Annotated in this window: 15 protein-coding genes and 1 pseudogene; 11 read left to right on the top strand and 5 right to left on the bottom strand. The window is 56.8% G+C overall.

What is annotated here, in order from left to right; genetic code table 11:
• Position 1: 1 nt before the first annotated feature.
• Together NTD86_RS09760 and NTD86_RS09755 are read right to left on the bottom strand one after the other, a co-directional pair.
• Positions 2 to 1,147 carry an MFS transporter gene (locus tag NTD86_RS09760; RefSeq protein ID WP_262201999.1) on the bottom strand — a complete coding sequence of 382 codons (1,146 nt, stop codon included), beginning with the start codon at positions 1,145 to 1,147 and terminating at the stop codon, positions 2 to 4.
• 131 nt (positions 1,148 to 1,278) lie between these two features.
• Positions 1,279 to 2,772, bottom strand: a complete 1,494-nt coding sequence (locus tag NTD86_RS09755) for an aldehyde dehydrogenase (RefSeq protein WP_262201998.1) — start codon at positions 2,770 to 2,772, stop codon at positions 1,279 to 1,281.
• A 240-nt stretch (positions 2,773 to 3,012) separates the two neighbouring features.
• Here NTD86_RS09755 and NTD86_RS09750 point away from each other — a divergent pair, with 240 nt between their 5' ends.
• Entirely contained in the window at positions 3,013 to 3,375 is a 363-nt protein-coding gene (locus NTD86_RS09750; RefSeq protein WP_262201997.1) for a cupin domain-containing protein, read from the top strand.
• Positions 3,376 to 3,590: 215 nt separating this feature from the next.
• A complete protein-coding gene (locus NTD86_RS09745) occupies positions 3,591 to 3,887 on the top strand; it encodes an I78 family peptidase inhibitor (protein ID WP_262201996.1) in 297 nt (98 codons plus the stop codon).
• A 79-nt stretch (positions 3,888 to 3,966) separates the two neighbouring features.
• On the opposite strand, the gene rpmG is transcribed toward NTD86_RS09745, so the two are convergent.
• Entirely contained in the window at positions 3,967 to 4,122 is a 156-nt protein-coding gene (gene rpmG, locus NTD86_RS09740; protein ID WP_003437824.1) for a 50S ribosomal protein L33, read from the bottom strand.
• 11 nt (positions 4,123 to 4,133) lie between these two features.
• Positions 4,134 to 4,367 (bottom strand): 50S ribosomal protein L28, encoded by a 234-nt coding sequence (gene rpmB, locus NTD86_RS09735; protein WP_262201995.1) that lies wholly within the window; start codon positions 4,365 to 4,367, stop codon positions 4,134 to 4,136.
• Between the two features lie 560 nt (positions 4,368 to 4,927).
• On the opposite strand from rpmB, the gene NTD86_RS09730 reads away from it, so the two are divergent.
• Positions 4,928 to 6,514: an ABC transporter substrate-binding protein gene (locus NTD86_RS09730; protein ID WP_262201994.1), complete on the top strand. Its 1,587-nt coding sequence runs from the start codon at positions 4,928 to 4,930 to the stop codon at positions 6,512 to 6,514.
• 3 nt (positions 6,515 to 6,517) lie between these two features.
• Here NTD86_RS09730 and radC read toward each other — a convergent pair whose 3' ends face one another.
• Complete coding sequence (gene radC / locus NTD86_RS09725; protein WP_262201993.1) at positions 6,518 to 7,192, bottom strand: RadC family protein; 675 nt, start codon at positions 7,190 to 7,192, stop codon at positions 6,518 to 6,520.
• A 122-nt stretch (positions 7,193 to 7,314) separates the two neighbouring features.
• Between radC and coaBC the strand changes: the two genes are divergently transcribed.
• From coaBC to NTD86_RS09685, 8 genes and pseudogenes are all read left to right on the top strand, one after another.
• Positions 7,315 to 8,523 carry a bifunctional phosphopantothenoylcysteine decarboxylase/phosphopantothenate--cysteine ligase CoaBC gene (gene coaBC, locus NTD86_RS09720; protein WP_262201992.1) on the top strand — a complete coding sequence of 403 codons (1,209 nt, stop codon included), beginning with the start codon at positions 7,315 to 7,317 and terminating at the stop codon, positions 8,521 to 8,523.
• Between the two features lie 5 nt (positions 8,524 to 8,528).
• Complete coding sequence (gene dut, locus NTD86_RS09715; RefSeq protein ID WP_262201990.1) at positions 8,529 to 8,984, top strand: dUTP diphosphatase; 456 nt, start codon at positions 8,529 to 8,531, stop codon at positions 8,982 to 8,984.
• A 62-nt stretch (positions 8,985 to 9,046) separates the two neighbouring features.
• Positions 9,047 to 10,420: pseudogene (locus tag NTD86_RS09710) on the top strand (phosphomannomutase/phosphoglucomutase); the annotation flags it as partial.
• Positions 10,421 to 10,446: 26 nt separating this feature from the next.
• Entirely contained in the window at positions 10,447 to 11,355 is a 909-nt protein-coding gene (gene argB / locus NTD86_RS09705) for an acetylglutamate kinase (RefSeq protein WP_262201989.1), read from the top strand.
• A gap of 204 nt (positions 11,356 to 11,559) precedes the next feature.
• Entirely contained in the window at positions 11,560 to 13,590 is a 2,031-nt protein-coding gene (locus NTD86_RS09700) for a type VI secretion system tip protein VgrG (protein ID WP_262201987.1), read from the top strand.
• Complete coding sequence (locus NTD86_RS09695) at positions 13,587 to 14,414, top strand: DUF4123 domain-containing protein (RefSeq protein ID WP_262201985.1); 828 nt, start codon at positions 13,587 to 13,589, stop codon at positions 14,412 to 14,414. Before NTD86_RS09700 ends, NTD86_RS09695 begins: the two co-directional genes overlap by 4 nt.
• On the top strand, positions 14,411 to 17,743 hold the full coding sequence (locus NTD86_RS09690) for a toxin VasX (protein WP_262201984.1): 3,333 nt from the start codon (positions 14,411 to 14,413) through the stop codon (positions 17,741 to 17,743). Before NTD86_RS09695 ends, NTD86_RS09690 begins: the two co-directional genes overlap by 4 nt.
• Positions 17,740 to 18,678, top strand: coding sequence for a DUF6708 domain-containing protein (locus tag NTD86_RS09685; RefSeq protein WP_262201983.1), 939 nt, complete (start codon positions 17,740 to 17,742; stop codon positions 18,676 to 18,678). Before NTD86_RS09690 ends, NTD86_RS09685 begins: the two co-directional genes overlap by 4 nt.
• The last annotated feature ends 39 nt before the right edge of the window (positions 18,679 to 18,717 follow it).

The raw sequence follows: 18,717 nt of genomic DNA, 5'->3' as shown, positions 1-18,717 counted from the left end.
GCTAGGTGGCAGTGTGTTCTACGCCGAAGGCACCTTGGCGCAGAACCAGTATCACCAGGCCAAAGGCCCCGGCGGCCATGAACAGCGGCAAGGCATGACCGCTGATCCATTGACTGCCAGCGCCTGCTGCCAATGGCCCGATCAGGCAGCCAATGCCCCACAATTGCGCCACGTGTGCGTTGGCGCGTACGAGTGCATCGTCGCGAAAGCGCTCGCCGATCAGGATTAGCGACAAGGTAAACAGCCCGCCCGCACTGGCGCCGAAAATCACCCATAGCGGCCAGATCAGCAGTGTATGGAGCAAGAGCGGCACGGCCAGGCTCGACAGCATCAGCAGGACCGCGCAGCCGGTAAACAACGCGCGGCGAGACAAGCGGTCCGCCAGCGCGCCAATGGGCAATTGCAGCAAGGCATCGCCCACCACCACCGTGCTGACCATCGCCAAGGCGATCTCGGCGCTAAAGCCTTGGCGCAGGCTGTAAACGGGCAGTAACGTCAGAACCATCGCTTCAAAGGCGGCAAACAGCGCAACGCCCCACGCAATGGCAGGCAAGCCCCGACAGAACGTCAGTAAATTCTTGAAGGTCACGCGGTACGCCTCGGTGACCGGGGCGCCATCGCGACCCAGCAATAGCAGGGGCGCCAGTGTCAGCAGAGCCACGCCGATCCAGAAGCCGTAATCTTCTTTCGATCCCACCAGGCCCAGCAACAGCGGCCCGGACAGTTGGCTCAAGGCGTACGCGCAGCCATACAGCGCCACCAGGCGGCCGCGCCATTGCTCGACGACCAGTTGGTTGATCCAACTTTCACCCAAAATAAAAATGACGGTCAGCACTACGCCAATGAGCAGCCGCAAAACCAGCCATATCGGGTAGCTGGGCAACAACGCCAGCAAACCGATGGACAGAGCGCCCGCCCACAGACACAAGCGCATCAGCGCCGGTGTGCCTACGCGTGCCGCCAGTTTGCTCGCCACGCTGGCGCCTACCAGTACGCCAATGGCCGGCATGGCTGCCATGACGCCAATTGCAAACCCGCCGTAGCCCCAGCTTTCAAGCCGAAACGACACCAGAGGCATGCTCACACCCAGCGCCAGGCCGACGCTGAGCACCGAGGCCAGCACGGCGAAATAGGTCGCCCAACGCATGTTTGTGCTCCAGAAATAAAGGATTAAAACAATTGTGGGAGCGGGCGTGCTCACGATGCCGGCGCCGCGGTCAGACCACGGCACCGTTATCGCGGGCAAGCCCGCTCCCACAGGGTGTTACACGTGTTGTATTACAGCTTGATCCAGGTCGCTTTCAGCTCGGTGTATTTGTCGAAAGCGTGCAGCGACTTGTCGCGGCCATTCCCCGACTGCTTGAAGCCACCAAACGGAGCGGTCATGTCGCCGCCATCGTATTGGTTGACCCACACACTGCCAGCGCGCAAGGCTTTGGCGGTCAGGTGAGCCTTGGAAATATCCGCCGTCCACACCGCTGCGGCCAGGCCGTAAGGCGTGTCGTTGGCAATCTGGATCGCTTCGGCTGCGGTGTCGAATGCAATGACTGATAGAACCGGGCCGAAGATTTCTTCCTGGGCGATTTTCATCGCGTTGCTGACGCCGTCAAAAATAGTGGGTTCAACGTAGGTGCCGCCGGTTTCCTGCAGGATTTGGTTCCCGCCAGTCACCAGTTTTGCGCCTTCGCTGTGGCCAGACTTGATGTACGACAGCACGGTGTTCATTTGTTGCGTGTCGACCAGCGCGCCGACGGTGGTCGATGGGTCAAGCGGGTTACCCGGCTTCCACTCTTTGAGCGCTTCGATGACCAGAGGCAGGAATTTGTCTTTGATCGAGCGTTCGACCAGCAGACGCGAACCGGCGGTGCAGACTTCCCCCTGGTTGAAGGCGATCGCACTGGCCGCAGCCTTGGCCGCAGCGTGCAGGTCTGGAGCGTCGGCGAACACGATGTTCGGGCTTTTGCCGCCGGCTTCGAGCCAGACGCGCTTCATGTTGGACTCGCCCGAGTAGATCAGCAGTTGCTTGGCGATTTTTGTCGAGCCGGTGAACACCAGGGTGTCGACGTCGTTGTGCAGGGCCAGTGCCTTGCCAACGGTGTGGCCGTAGCCTGGCAACACGTTCAGCACACCGGCAGGAATGCCGGCTTCAACGGCCAGCGCTGCGATGCGGATGGCGGTCAATGGGGATTTTTCGGACGGCTTGAGGATTACCGAGTTACCGGTCGACAAGGCCGGACCGAGTTTCCAGCACGCCATCATCAGCGGGAAGTTCCACGGCACGATGGCGCCCACCACGCCGACTGCTTCGCGGGTCACCAGGCCGAGTTGGTCGTGCGGGGTGGCCGCAACTTCGTCGTAAATCTTGTCGATGGCTTCGCCGCTCCAGCTCAATGCGCCGGCAGCACCCGGTACGTCGATGTGCAGGGAGTCGCTGATAGGCTTGCCCATGTCCAGGGTTTCAAGCAGGGCCAGTTCTTCGGCATGTTGCTTGAGCAGACCGGCAAAACGGATCATGGCGGCTTTGCGCTTGGCGGGTGCCAGACGTGACCAGACGCCCGATTCGAAGGTTGCGCGGGCATTTTCTACAGCGCGTTGGGCGTCTGCTGCGTCGCAGCTGGCCACTTTGCCCAGCAGGCGGCCATCGACCGGGCTGAGGCACTCGAACGTTTCTTTGGAAACCGCATCGGTGTATTCACCGTTGATGTAGGCGCGACCTTCGATTTTCAGCTGTTGGGCACGTTGTTCCCAGTCAGCACGCGTCAGGGTGGTCATTCGAGTGTCCTCCTCTTTTGTTGATATACATTCGCCACAGCGAGTTTAGCGTGACGTGTCTGGAATGCTGTCCAATCTTCTAGCGTGATCGGCACGAGGCATGCACCACCCTAAACCAGTGTCCCTGGGACTTTCAATATATTTGACAGTGAGGTCGTAAACAGCATGGCTTGTTCGTTTTAATAAACATAGACTCTGGGCTTTCAGGCCTATCACGCTGTCATTTCGGGGGGATAATCAATGAACATTGAAAGCGTCGTCGACTTCAGCACCGCCAACACCCAGGCCGAGCGTTACAGCCCGGCACCCGAGAAACTCTTGAAGGGTGACCCTCAGCAGGTCTTGCACAACCATTACGCCAGCGACTGTGGTCAGTTGAATGCCGGCATGTGGGAAAGTGCCGTTGGCCAGTGGGAGGTGAATTTCACTGAGCATGAATATTGTGAAATCGTGCAGGGCGTTTCGGTATTGCGTGACCGAGAAGGTAACGCCAAGACCCTGCGCGCGGGAGATCGTTTTGTCATCCCGGCCGGGTTCAAGGGGACGTGGGAAGTACTTGAACCGTGTCGGAAGTTTTATGTGGCGTTTGAACAGAAGTCTTGAACGCCTTGTTTAGAGCCATTGAAAGCCCTGCCGACCAACGACGGCAGGGCTTTTTTGTGGCCCCTTCGCCCATGATGGCTTTACAGATCTTGAAACAGCCTGATCCTGCCGAGCGGCTGATTATGGTCCAGTCTTTGGAAGTGCAAGCTGCTCACGGAATGAGCAGATGCTGAGGGAGCATTCCGCTTCTCTCACTTTCAAAATAAGGAAGATGTATGACTACTTTTACAGCGATGAAGGGCGTTCTTCTGGCAGGCAGCGTTATTTTAGGGGCAGTGTCTTTGCCCGCCATGGCGAACGAAGAAGGCAAGTGCAACACCGATTTGGCGCTTAATTACGTTGTCGCCCCAAAGGCAACGCCTGAGCTTGTGGAGTTTTTGCGCAAGACCTACGGCGCGAAAGAAGTGCGTGTAGAACGTCTTGGTGAGGCTCATACCAAGGAGTTCAACGCTTATCGCCTGCGAGTGCTGGTCGATGAAAACGACATGCTGGCCCGCCAATTCTGCGGTTAAACCTGCATTGGCTGTTCGGTAAATAACAAAAAAGGCCCGTATCGTGAGATACGGGCCTTTTTTGTAGAAGAAAAACCAATTACTTGATTTTGGCTTCTTTGTAGATCACGTGCTTGCGAACCCGCGGATCGAATTTTTTGATTTCGATTTTGTCCGGAGTGGTGCGCTTGTTCTTATCTGTGGTGTAGAAATGGCCTGTACCAGCGCTCGACACCAAACGGATCAATTCACGCATGATTAGCTCCCTTAGATCTTGCCAGCGCGACGGATTTCGGCCAGCACGGCGGTGATGCCACGCTTGTCGATGATGCGCATGCCTTTGGCAGATACGCGCAGACGCACGAAACGTTTCTCTTCTTCAACCCAGAAGCGGTGATGCTGCAGGTTCGGCAGGAAACGACGACGGGTTTTGTTATTTGCGTGGGAAATGTTATTCCCAGTCACCGGACCCTTACCGGTAACTTGACAGACTCTCGACATGCCTCAGCCCTCTAAAACCACATGCCCAACCCGGCATGGGTTGGCCGCTTAATCTCTCAGTCATTTGGCGCTAGGCGCCGCGTTTCTTTAAGGGTCTTACCGGCTACACCTACAAACGAAGGAACCGGGCCCCTAGAAAAGAGCGCTGCTTTATACCAGAAAGACTAAAGCGCAACAACAAGCAGTGTGATTTGTCGTGATTAATAAAGGCGGCATTCTAGCGGCAATCCGCGGTAAAGCCTATGCCTGGCAAGGGGTGACCGCTCGTCGCTGGATGAAAGGTTTCAGGTCGGTGCTGCCCCATCTCGATGTGGGCCTTTATAAATGTTGATGCTGTCGAAGGCTGCGTGGTTGAAGATCTTGCGGTCTTTTCAAAGGTCCTGCGGCCCTTATCGCAGCTTTGTGCAGCGGCCACAGGGCTTCGTCCCTTTGCTCTGCGCCTTGCCTGACTGAATTTGACTCAGCGACACGGCTTGCAATTAAACGGGAACAGCCCCTAGGGTAGTCCTTTTCCAGACTGCGCTGGCAGATGGGCCAACGACTTGCAAAGGAATCAGAATATGCGTCTCGCTGCTGCCCCCTTTTTGCTCACCTTATGCTTGAGCCCGTTGGCTCACGCGGCCACTTTGAGTGTTTGCACCGAGGCTAGCCCTGAAGGCTTCGATGTCGTGCAGTACAACTCGCTGACCACCACCAATGCCTCGGCAGACGTGCTGATGAACAGTTTGGTGAACTATGACGCCAAAGCGGCCAAGTTGGTGCCGGGCCTGGCGCAAAGCTGGTCCGTGTCGCCTGACGGCCTTGTGTATGAGTTCAAGTTGCACCCCGGGGTCAAGTTTCACACCACGCCTTACTTCACCCCGACTCGCGAGTTGAATGCCGATGATGTGCGTTTCAGCTTCGAGCGCATGCTCGACCCTGCCAACCCGTGGCACAAAGTGGCGCAGAGCGGTTTCCCGCATGCGCAGTCACTGCAATTGCCCGAGCTGATCAAGAAAATTGAAACCCCCGATCCGCTGACGGTGCGCTTCACCCTCAGCCACCCGGACTCTACGTTCTTGCCCGCCCTGAGCATGGGCTTTGCGTCGATCTATTCGGCTGAGTACGCTGACAAGTTGCTCAAGGCGGGGACTCCTGAGCTGATGAACAGCCAGCCGATCGGGACGGGACCGTTTGTGTTCAGCCGTTACCAGAAGGATGCCGTGGTGCGCTACAAGGCCAACCCGGACTATTTCGCGGGCAAGCCTGGGCTCGATGCGTTAATTTTTGCCATCACCCCGGATGCCAACGTGCGGCTGCAAAAACTGCGGCGCAACGAGTGCCAGATCGCACTCTCGCCTAAACCGCTGGATGTCGATGCCGCCCTCAAGGACGCCACCCTGGCCGTCGCGCAAACACCTGCCTTTATGACCGCGTTCGTGGCTCTCAACACTCAGCACCCACCGCTGGACAAGCCAGAGGTACGTCAGGCCATCAATTTGGCGTTCGACAAAGACACGTACCTCAAGGCGGTGTTCGAGAACAGCGCGCAAGCGGCCAACGGTATTTATCCGTCCAATACCTGGAGCTACGCCAAAGATTTGCCAGGCTATGCCCATGACCCGCAAAAGGCCAAGGAACTGCTGGCCAAAGCGGGCCTCAAGGACGGCTTCAAGACCACCATCTGGACGCGTCCCACCAGCAGCGTCCTGAACCCCAACCCAAGCCTGGGCGCGCAGTTGCTGCAGGCCGATCTGGCCAAGATTGGTATTCAGGCCGATATCCGTGTGATCGAGTGGGGCGAGTTGATTCGTCGCGCCAAGGCGGGCGAGCACGATCTGCTGTTTATGGGCTGGGCGGGTGATAACGGTGACCCGGACAACTTCCTGACACCGCAGTTTTCATGCGCGGCGGTGAAGTCCGGGACCAACTTTGCCCGCTACTGCGACAAAACCCTCGATACGCTGATCAGCCAGGGCAAAACCATCAGCGATCAGGACAAGCGCAGCGCGCTGTATCAAAAGGCTCAGGCAGAGATTCAGCAGCAGGCTTTATGGCTGCCGCTGGCACATCCAACGGCCTACGCGCTAACCCGTAAAGACGTACAGGGTTATCAGGTAAGCCCATTTGGACGTCAGGACTTTTCTACGGTTAGCGTGAAGCCTTAAGCGTCACATCCAGCCGTGTTCGACCATCGACAGCGGCTCACCTTCGCCGACGATGAAGTGATCCAGCACCCGCACTTCGATCAGATCCAGCGCCTCAGTGAGGCGCTGGGTCAGGACGCGGTCGGCCTGGCTGGGTTCGGTGATGCCGGACGGGTGGTTATGGCAAAAAATAACCGCCGCCGCGTTGTGCGCCAGAGCCCGTTTCACCACTTGGCGCGGGTAAACACTGGCGCTGTCGATCGACCCTCTGAACAGCACCTCAAAGGCCAGCATGCGGTGTTTGGAGTCCATAAACAGGCAGCCGAACACTTCGTGGGGTTCGTGGCGCAACAAGGATTTCAGGTAGTCGCGAACCGCCTGCGGGCTCTCTAGCGCGGAGTCCCGTTGCAGATGCTCGGCCAAGTGGCGGCGGCCCATTTCCAGCACCGCTTGCAACTGGGTGAACTTGGCGGGGCCGAGCCCGAGCTGGCGACTGAACGCCCCTTGGTCAGCCTCCAGCAAGGCGCGCAAGCTGCCGAATTCAGTCAGTAAATGCCGCGCCAAATCGACAGCACTTTTGCCCGAAACCCCTGTGCGCAAGAAGATTGCCAGCAGCTCGGCATCTGAAAGACTGGCCGATCCGTGCGCTAAAAGTTTCTCCCGCGGGCGCTCGGCCGCGGGCCAATTTCTGATACTCATGACACCTCCATGTGTGGGTGCGCCGCTGTTCCGTAGCAAGCGCTGTGTTATCTTAACCCATCATTTTTGCGTGGCATTTGGCCATTTTCCGCGCAGTCATCATCGAACTAGAAGGCAGGCCTATGCAGCGGCTGTATCGAAAACGCATTGTTTTGGGCGTCGGCGGCGGCATTGCTGCTTACAAGAGTGCAGAGCTGGTTCGCCGCCTGCTGGACCAGGGCGCTGAAGTGCGCGTAGTCATGACGCGCGGCGGCAGTGAGTTCATCACCCCGCTGACCATGCAGGCCTTGTCTGGGCACCCCGTTCATCTGGATTTGCTCGACCCTGCGGCAGAAGCCGCCATGGGCCACATCGAGCTGGCCAAATGGGCCGACCTGGTGCTGATCGCCCCGGCCACTGCCGACCTGATCGCCCGGCTGGCACAAGGCTTGGCCAATGATTTGCTGACCACGCTGGTGCTGGCCACAGACGCGACAGTTGCTATCGCCCCGGCCATGAACCAGGCCATGTGGCGCGATCCGGCCACCCAAGCCAACACTCAATTGCTCCAGAGCCGCGGCCTCAAAGTGTTCGGCCCGGCTTCCGGCAGCCAGGCCTGTGGCGACGTGGGCTTTGGCCGCATGCTCGAAGCCAGTGACCTGGTGCACTGCGCAGCCGAGTGCTTCCAGCATCTGGCGCTGACCGGCAAGCACGTGCTGATCACGGCGGGCCCGACTCAGGAGAACATCGACCCGGTGCGCTACATCACCAACCACAGCTCCGGGAAAATGGGCTTTGCCCTGGCTGAAGCGGCGGTTGAGGCGGGCGCCCGTGTCACGCTGATCACCGGCCCTGTGCACTTGCCGACCCCGGATCGCGTCAGCCGAATTGACGTTGTCAGCGCCCGCGACATGCTCGCCGCGTGTGAGGCGGCCATCCCGTGTGACGTGTTTATTGCCTCGGCTGCGGTTGCGGATTACCGCCCGGAAGTCGTTGCCCCGCAAAAGCTTAAGAAAGACCCTACGAAAGGCGACGGCCTGTTGCTGCAAATGGTGCGTAATCCAGACATTCTGGCCACCATTGCAACGCGTCCGGATCGCCCTTTCAGTGTCGGCTTTGCCGCCGAAACCGAGCACTTGCTCGATTACGCCGCGCGCAAGCTCAAAGACAAAAATCTCGACCTGATTGTGGCCAACGATGTGGCTAACCCCAGCATCGGCTTCAACAGCGAAGAGAACGCCTGCAGCGTGATTGATCGCGACTTGCACGCCACCGTATTTGCCCAGACCAGCAAGGGCAAGATTGCCCGCCAACTGATCACTTTTATCGCCGAACGTCTGAACCAGGTTTAACTCGAATGCACGCTTTGCAAGCCAAAATCCTTGATCCACGCATTGGTAACGAATTCCCGCTGCCGCAATACGCCACCCCAGGCTCCGCGGGCCTTGACCTGCGCGCCATGCTCAAAGAAGACACCGTGCTGGAGCCGGGCCAAACCCTGTTGATCCCGACCGGTCTGTCGGTGTACATCGGCGATCCGGGCCTGGCTGCGTTGATCTTGCCTCGCTCTGGCCTGGGCCACAAACATGGCATCGTGCTGGGCAACCTCGTCGGTCTGATCGACTCTGATTACCAGGGCGAATTGATGGTGTCGTGCTGGAACCGTGGCCAAACCGCGTTCACGATCACCATCGGCGAGCGCATCGCTCAACTGGTGCTGGTGCCGGTGGTGCAGGCGCACTTTGAGTTGGTCGAGGAGTTCGATGAAAGCCAGCGTGGCGCTGGCGGTTTCGGGCATTCCGGTACTCTCTAATCTTTTATCAGCAGCCCAAGAATGGAGTCTTAGCAGTAATGAGCAACCCAGCTTCAGTCCCCCCCGATTTTTCGGACAGCATATTCCGCGCCTATGACATTCGCGGTGTGGTGCCGAAAACATTGACCGCTGAAACGGCTTACTGGGTTGGTCGCGCCATTGGCTCCGAGAGCCTGGCCAAAGGTGTGCCCCAAGTATGGGTTGGCCGAGACGGCCGTTTGTCTGGCCCGATGCTGGTCGAGCGTTTGATCCAAGGTGTGGCCGATAGCGGTTGTTGCGTCAGCGATGTGGGGCTGGTGCCTACACCTGCGCTTTACTACGCCGCAAGCGTGTCGGTCGGCAAGTCAGGTGTGATGCTCACGGGTAGCCATAATCCGCCTGACTACAACGGCTTTAAAGTTGTGATCGCCGGTGACACCCTGGCCAACGAGCAGATTCTGGCGTTGCACACGCGCCTTAAAACCAATGACCTGACGTGGGGCGAGGGCAGCATTGAGCGCGTGGATATCTTGCCTCGCTATCACGCTGAAATTACCGGCGACATCAAACTGGCCAAGAAGCTCAAGGTGGTGGTCGATTGCGGTAACGGCGCTGCTGGCGTGATCGCGCCGCAACTGCTGGAGGCGCTGGGCTGTGAAGTGATCCCTCTGTTCTGCGAGGTGGACGGCAACTTCCCGAACCACCATCCGGACCCTGGCAAGCCTGAAAATCTGGTGGACCTGATCGCCAAGGTCAAGGAAACCCACGCGGATCTGGGCCTGGCCTTTGACGGCGACGGCGACCGCGTCGGCGTGGTGACCAACACCGGCACCATCGTGTTCCCGGACCGTTTGCTGATGCTGTTTGCCCGTGACGTCCTGGCGCGCAACCCGAACGTCGAGATCATCTTCGATGTGAAATGCACACGTCGCCTGACGTCGTTGATCAAGGAATACGGTGGCCGCCCACTGATGTGGAAGACCGGGCATTCGTTACTCAAAAAGAAAATGAAAGAAACCGGTGCCTTGCTGGCCGGTGAAATGAGCGGGCATATCTTTTTCAAAGAGCGCTGGTTCGGGTTTGATGACGGCATTTACAGCGCGGCTCGCCTGCTGGAGATCCTCAGCAAGCAGGAGCAGACCGCTGAAGAGCTGTTTGAGACCTTCCCGAACGATATTTCTACGCCAGAGATCAATATCGATGTGACGGATGAGAGCAAATTCAGCATCATTGACGCCCTGCACGACGCCCAATGGGGTGAGACCGCCGAGCTGACGTCGATTGATGGCGTGCGCGTCGACTATCCACAAGGCTGGGGCCTGGTTCGCGCGTCCAACACCACGCCGGTGCTGGTGCTGCGATTTGAGGCTGATACCGAGGCCGAACTGCAACGCATCAAGGCTGTCTTCCACGCCCAACTCAAGCGTGTGGCACCTGATCTTCAACTACCGTTTTGATCGACTGAGTTTTACCGGAGCCCTGAATGACCCTCGAACGTGATGCCGCCTCTAACGTCGCCAAGGTTTTGTCCGAAGCGCTGCCTTACATTCGCCGCTATGTCGGCAAGACGCTGGTCATCAAGTACGGCGGCAACGCGATGGAAAACGATGACCTGAAAACCGGTTTCGCGCGTGACATCGTGTTGATGAAAGCGGTCGGTATCCACCCCGTTGTTGTCCACGGTGGCGGCCCGCAAATCGGTGACCTGCTCAAGCGTTTGTCCATCGAAAGTCATTTTATCGACGGCATGCGCGTGACCGACTCGCAAACCATGGACGTTGTTGAAATGGTCCTCGGCGGTCACGTGAACAAGGAAATCGTCAACCTGATCAACCGTCATGGCGGCAGTGCGATCGGTCTGACCGGCAAAGATGCCGGGCTGATCCAGGCCAAAAAGATGGTTGTGAAGCGCCAGACTCCGGAAATGACCACGCCTGAAATCATCGATTTTGGCCATGTGGGCGAAGTCACCGGAATCAACACCGATTTGCTCAACATGCTGACCAAGGGTGACTTCATCCCGGTCATCGCACCGATTGGTGTTGGCGCGGACGGTGAGTCGTACAACATCAACGCCGATTTCGTGGCAGGCAAAGTAGCTGAGGCGCTCAAAGCCGAGAAACTGATGCTGCTTACCAACATTGCCGGCTTGATGGACAAGGAAGGTCGCGTGCTGACCGGCCTGACTACCGCCCAAGTCGACGGTCTGATTGAAGATGGCACCATCTACGGCGGCATGCTGCCGAAAATCCGTTGCGCGCTGGAGGCGGTACAAGGTGGCGTGACCACCGCGCACATTGTCGATGGCCGTGTACCGAACGCCGTACTGCTGGAAATCTTCACCGACACCGGTGTAGGCACGTTGATCAGCAACAGCAAGCCTGCTGGTTAAGACTCCCGCTGTAGGAGCGAGCTTGCCCCGCGATCTTTTGACTGTCTAAAAGATCGCGAGGCAGTTGGCTCCTACACGGTTTTACGGATCTCCGACAACGAAGGCCGTATTCATTCGTAAGTAGAGACTTCTCCTACATCCTGCGCTGTGCCCATCCTTTAGCGTTACCTCCTTTGCGCTGACCTCGCGTCAGAGGAGACAGGGATGCCCGGATTTGCCAGCGATCATACGTTCAGGCTGACCATCAACGCCTGCCCGCATCCGGTTAGGGTGCTGGCCTTCAGCGGTGACGAAGCGCTCAATACGCCCTTTTCCTTTACCGTGGAACTGGTGTGTGATCGGGCGGACCTGGACCTCGAAGCGCTGCTGCATACCCCGGCTTTTTTGGCCTTTGATGACCTTGGACGCGGTGTCCACGGGCAGATCTATCACATCGTCCGATGCAGCCCTGGCAAGCGCCTCACGCACTATCGCCTGACGCTGATGCCGCGCTTGGCCTACTTGAAGCACCGCACCAACCAGCGCATTTTCCAGAACCAGACCGTGCAGCAGATCATTGAAACTCTGCTCGAAGAGCACGGCATCCTTGGCAATGCCTACGGTTTCACGCTGGAATCGACCTATGAGCCGCGTGAATACTGTGTGCAGTACGCGGAATCAGACCTGCATTTCATTCAGCGGCTGTGTTTCGAAGAAGGTATTCATTACCACTTCAGGCACTCGTCTGACGCTCATTACTTACAGTTCGGTGATGGTCAGACGGCTTTCACGCCTTTGGAGGGGGCGACACTCTACCTGCCAGGTAACGGGATGTCGGCTGCCGAGGCGACGGTTCAGCGTTTTGATCTGCGTCTGCAAACCCGAACCAACAGCATTGCACGCCGTGATTATGATTTTCAGGTCGCCAGTCGTCCGCTACAGGCCGATAGCCGAGGTGGCCTCAACCAATGTCCGCTTGAGCATTACACCTACCCCGGTCGCTTCATCAGCGATGCTCAGGGTGAGCAGCAAAGCCAAAGGGTACTTGAGCAGCACCAGAGCGATTATCGCCAGGCCAGCGGCCACAGTGATCAGCCAACGTTGAGCAGTGGTCACTTTTTAACCCTCAGCGAACACCCCTTTAGCGACTGGAATGTGCCATGGCTACTGACCCGTGTTCACCATGAAGGCAAACAGCCACAAGTGCTGGAAGAGCAGGGCAGTAGCTCGACCCTCAAGCATTCGCTGGACTTTGCACAAGGTTATCGCAACCATTTCTTCGCTATTCCCGATGACGTGATCTACCGCTCGCCGGTGGTTTTTGCAAAGCCGCGTATCCATGGCAGCCAGACCGCCCGCGTTACCGGCCCGGCGGGGCAAGAGATCCACTGCGACGCGTTCGGCAGGGTCAAAGTCCGCTTCCATTGGGATCGCAGCGGGGCAACCGATGACACCAGCAGTTGCTGGCTGCGTGTCGCGTCCAGTTGGGCGGGCGACAGCTACGGTGTCGTGACGATTCCGCGGGTCGGCATGGAAGTACTGGTCAGCTACCTGGAGGGCGACGTCGATCAGCCGGTGATTTCAGGCTGCCTGGTGTCGAGCATGACCCCGGCGCCGCTCAAACTGCCTGCCGAGAAAACTCAAAGTATCTTGCGCAGTCGTACTGCACCGGGCAGTGGCGGCTACAACGAATTGCGCCTTGAAGACCGCCAGGGCCAGGAAAAAATCTACCTGCATGCCCAGCGTGACATGCAGCAACACATTGAAAACGACAGCCGCTTGCAGATCGATGGTCAGCGCGAAGAAACCATCAGCGGCGCCAGCGTGGTAGTGCTCAAGGGCGAAGACCAGCAAACCGTCATCGGCGACCGCAAAGTGCAAGTGCAAGGCAGTGATTTTCAATCCGTCGCCATGAGCAGTCACACGCGAGTGGGGTTGCTGATGGCCGTTGAAGCCGGGGTGCACGCGCACTTCAAGGCCGGGGCTACGCTGGTGGTCGATGGCGGCCCGCTGCTGACCCTGATGGCGGGCGGGCAACACCTGCAACTCACTCCTGCCGGAATTTACAGCAGTTCACCGATCTTGCCGGGCGGTGTGCCGATACCGGGTATGCCGGCAGTGTCGGCCAATCCGGAGGGGGTTGAGGCCATGACAGCACTGGCACTTGAGTCGCAAAAACAGGCCTTTGCCAGCGCAAGCGCCAAAAGAGCGCCGGTGTGCCTGCTCTGCCAGTCGTTGAAGGAGGCGCAGGCATGACTCGCGCTTACCTGCTGCTCGACAGCCATCTGATTCCCTCTCTCTACGCGCGCCTGTTCGAGCTGGCAAAGATCACCGTCGCGCATTCGTTGTACCTGACCACCCGCTATGCCGAGATGGCCGCGGTTGGTCCGGTGCTGGTGCCTGTTGAACCTGGCAGCGCACTGGCCAATACCTTTATGCAGCAATGGCAGGGCCGCGCGGGTATCTGGCTGGAGTCTGGCGCTGACGAGGCCAGTGTCGTGGAGCATTTGCGCAGCCTGGTCCATGTAAGGCTTGAGGGTGATGTCACTGCTTTTTTCCGTTTCTACGACCCGTGCATTACCCGTTTGTGGCTGGTGGATCTGGCAGACGCCGAGCGGGATCTACTGATGGGCCCGGTACTCACCATCAGGTTGCCGGATGGCGTGATTATCCAGCAGAAAAACCCGGATCAGCCGTGTGCCCGTTACGCGTCGACACCTTGGCTCACGTTGAGTGCACAGACGCTGGAGCATCTGTGCCAAGCCCAGCGCGAGCACTTCACGCAACGCCTTGTTGAGCATGGCCAGCGTTACTTTCCTCAGTCTTTGCACGGGCTTGATCCGCAGGTGTGGGCACAAGGCTGTCAGCGTAATGCCGCGCGCCAAGGTTACAGCGCAGATGACGAAGTCATGACCTGGGCAAGCCTGTATGCCGCCTTCGGCGATGCATTTCCTGCCGGGGAGGGACAAGAGGCATATCGCCATATATTGAGCCAGCGCGAAGTTGCCCCCGAGCAACGACTGAAGCAATTGGTGGATCAATTGATTGTGCAAACAACGCACAGAGAGATCGCGCTATGAACCTGGATAAAAGCCTTGCTTCGGTGGTCAACCTGGCCGAAGCCCGACGCGCTGCCAGTGCCTGCGAGCACGTGGATATCAACAGCACTGTGCAGCAGTGCCCGACCAGCCAGCCGCAGATTTTTGTCGTTCCCGTGCGCTATGCCTTCAGCGAAGAACCTGCCAGCTATCCGACCTGCCAGCCTGGCGTCGAGTCTAAAAGCCACCCGATGGCGGCGCGTCTGTTGCGTGCAGGGTTTATGTACATCTGGCAAGGTCGCGGCCCGTTGCAGCGCTATGCCGTCGCTGAAAACAACCTGCTTTGCAGCCAGGGGCTGGACGAAGACGACACTGTTGTTCAGGCCGGCACCCAGAGTGGTATCGCTCTGGACAAGCATCAGGACGCCTGGATGCTCTACTGCGAAATACCGTTGAATGCCGCTTCTTGCGAACAACTGCGCGAACCGGAAATGCGCACCAAACGCATGCGTCGGCTCGACTTGCGGCAAGTGGCCAATACGCTACAAGCACCCCACTGCGCGCCGTTGACCGAATCGAAAAGCGTGATGGCTGAGCTGATCCCGAGTACCTATGACTTGGCGCTGGCGATTGAATACCAGCGCCATCAACCGGCATTGAGCCGGCAGGCTGAGGTACTGGGCAATCAGGTAATCAAAGAGCCGGACACCCAAAAAATCAAAGCTTACACCGACGCCATGCAGTGGCTGGGTGAGCGCGCGAAAATTGCCGCGCAGTACCCGCCTGTTCCGGCTGATATTCCGCCACCGGGAGAATGGAGCGCTGTTTCATGGGCACCGACTGATACGCAAAATGTAATGGAACTTGCTCATGCACAGTCTCGTGGGTTGTACACCGTACTCGCCTGTCTAGATGACGATCTTGGGGTTCTGCGTGACATCAACCATGAGCAAGAACTGATCGAATCTCGGCATGAACAGTGGCAAGCCGATAACAACCTGCGGCTGAGTATTGGCGGCTTTGTGAGGAGTTTGATTACGCAAGATCCTGAAGAAGTGATCGGGATGCTGATTTATCGCTACCGGGAGCAGGACATTGAACTGACGCGTGAGCAGGCGCAGATGTTGCTCAATGCGCGCACCCGACTGGAGCAGTTGGCGAGAGAACGATATACCGCCAACATTCGACGCGGTACCACCCACAGCAATGTAGAAGCAAATACCCGATTGGCAGAAATACACCTGCGCGAACAAGCCGCAGTAGCGCCAATTCGCGGGTTCATCCCACTTCAATTGCATGATGAAGTGCTGCAAGTGGTGCGCGATTACCAGGAAAGCAAAGTCAACAACTTGAGAAACAAACACACCTCCGACAAGGTCGAGCAATACATCGACCTGCCCGCCATGAACCAATGGCTCGACGAAACGGCCCCTAAACACTTTGACCACCTGAAAAAACGACACGAAGTCTTGTATGCCGACCGTGGCGCTTACCTGCCGCGACACCACAGCGGTACGTGGTTTGTGGATTATCAAGACAGTGGCCACCGCCATTGGCTGGATGAACTGGCCTTGGCGTGTCTTAGCGCGCAGTGCTTGCGCACGGTAGGCGCTGAGCAATATGCGGACTATGTGCGCAGTGCTGATGACGGGGCGCTGAGGCAATTGTTTTACGGTTGGAGCCCCACACTCGAAGGCGCGGTCAATACCAATAGTCGTGCAACAGAGTTGATGGCTGCGCTAGAAGTTGAAAATCAGGCCAATGCGATGGCCGCATTAAGTAAGGCATTAGGGTCGGAAGGTTTTAATATCCTGTCTGGCCTCAGAGTAATGTCGGGCGACGTCAATAGCCTTTGGAACACCCTTATAAAACGGTTAAGTGCATCTTTGATGCTGCTCAGCAGCAAATTAGGTGAACCGTTAAAAGGGGCGTGGTTGTCAATGATGACGGTTGTGCGCGTGGCCAATCAGATTGGCTTGCGGCTAATTATTCAAGGCAAACATCAGGTTCTCCAGCAATTTGGCAAGGCAGCAGAAGATCTTTCTCAATGGGTTAATACCACTGGCAAAGCCATCGGCCGTGGGCATGTTGCAAAAATTGTCGACTCGCCCGCCGTTAAAAACAGCGGAGGCCTGATCGCTTTGACGGCGTTGCTGCTCAATAGCTGGAATGCCAGTAATTATCTGGGGCAGGCTGGAGTGCTGGAGGGGATGGATCAGCAGCGGGTATACGACACTGCGTCGGCGACGCTATATGCAGGGGCGGCTTTGGTGGCGGTGATTGATAGTCAGGTCAGGGGAGGGGTGAAGGACAAGGCGATTGCACTTAAGCTGCCAAATAACTCTTGGGCAGCCGTCCCTGTGTTGACTTTTTTCGGGGCTGTGCTTGGCGGGCTATCTACCTTGGCGGCGTTAAATGAATTCAAATCGTTGCAGCTTCAATTAGAGAACTCTCACGGCTCAATAGATCCATGGTTGCAGATGCGTCGAAACGTAGTTGGTACACAAGTTCTTGCCTTTGCAGCTCAGACGTTAATAGGTGCGATTTATACCTTTAGGGCTATAACGGGTGGGCTTACCGTAAGTGCTGCTGTTAGTGGGTATTTATTTTTGATGGGGCCGCTCAATTGTTTAATTGCTGTATTGGGGGTGTTGTATCTGATTGCCTGGTATTTTCAGCAAACACCTATGCAAAATTTCCTAAATAATTGCTGCTGGTCAAAATCCCGTGCCGGCGATATTAACCCAATAGCAAGTGATGCCCAGCAAGATGAGCTTAATCGCTTATACAGCATTCTTTACGCACCTCGTGTCAGCTTTGAATTCACAGTACCAAACAGCGTGATGAGTTCGTTACAGTCAGGCGTCACGAGCAGTTCGATTAAATCGTTAACCGTTGATCTGCCTGGGGCAGAGCCGAGTAATGCTTATCTGGATATTTCCATGATCGGGAACCCACTGGATACCGTGGCGATGCGTGAACGGATAAAAAATGGCGAGAGCAAGTATTCTCGTGAGGAATCGATGCAAGATATAGGTGGCAATTGGATAAAAAAAAGTCATTGTGAGTGGATTCCGCATACTCAAGGTCAGGGTTTACGTTTGAGTGGCTCCTTCAATACCGTGCCTAACGTGTTCGGTTCGCTACCTACTAAAATATCTCTGCGATTACGATTTCAAACACCTTTGACCTCAATGCTCGGTGCTCTCAATTTTGTGGGGGGAGAGCAAGGGCTGGCATTCACCTTGAGCGCCGCAACGGGAGTGGTCGCCTTGCGTAACGATCCAACTCCTGAGTTGGACAAGGCGGAGCGCTATCGACTGGGCGAACAGCAATATTCAGTCTTTTTGCAGCCCGGAGTTGAACGATGAGTTTGTCTGGGGCAGGTACGAGTAAAAAAGGCTTTTTTTCAAAGCAGGACTATCTGGCTCCCTTACCCATTCCAACGGGAGAGGAGCCTGTCGATGTTATGAACAGTGTTTGGCGTAAGAACGAAGTTTTTTTAGATGTCGGAAATTACAACATTGGATCAGGTGTCATGACCTTATGGGCGATGACGGTTCTGTTTCTATGGATAGCTCGTCTTACAGGCAGCTTAAGCGATCTTTTGATTGGAGCGTGCATCATGTTTATCCCGTACTTGATGTTCATTCATATGCTCTACCGCCCAACCCCCTTCCCCATTCGCTTTAATCGCCAACGCCGTGAAGTCTGCGTACCGCGTAAAGATGGTGAGTATTGGATTGTGCCTTGGGAAAGTGTAACTGCCGCTGCGGCGCAGAGTTCTTCAGTCAGTCAAGCAGGTCGAAATACCTCAGGGATGTTGTTTATAGGCTTTGATAATCCAGACCCTCAGGCTGAAGAAGATAACAAGCACTTTTATTGGGGTTTTAATTGCGGGGGGAACGAAGCGGCAATGTCAGTGTGGGAATGCATGCGCAGTTTTATGGAGATTGGTCCTCATGCATTACCTCAAACCAATGACTTTGAAGGCAGTCGTAGCAGTTTGAAAGGACGAGGAATTATCTGGGGCACTTGTTGTGAATACGCGAAAGGTATTTGGCTCCATTTGCGCGAGGGTGAGTTTTTTAAAGCCGCGTGGCTATTTATCGGTATCTTCATTTTCGGTGGCCCCATCGTCTTCATGCTGCAAACCTGGAAACTTTCGCCGCCACCAACCTTTGATCACCCCGACATCCTCGAATGGTCCAAACCCCTCCCACCCGAGCAATGGGCCAAGCGCTCCCCAGAGCTGGAAATCGCCATCGCCCAGCGTGAAGCTGAATTGGCGGCAAAGGCCGTGTGATCCGCAAAAACAAAACGGGGGAGACGCGACAGATGTCGT

Source organism: Pseudomonas sp. 7P_10.2_Bac1 (genome assembly GCF_025465935.1).
In the GTDB taxonomy this organism is placed as follows: domain Bacteria; phylum Pseudomonadota; class Gammaproteobacteria; order Pseudomonadales; family Pseudomonadaceae; genus Aquipseudomonas.
This window is presented reverse-complemented; position numbering and strand designations above follow the sequence as displayed.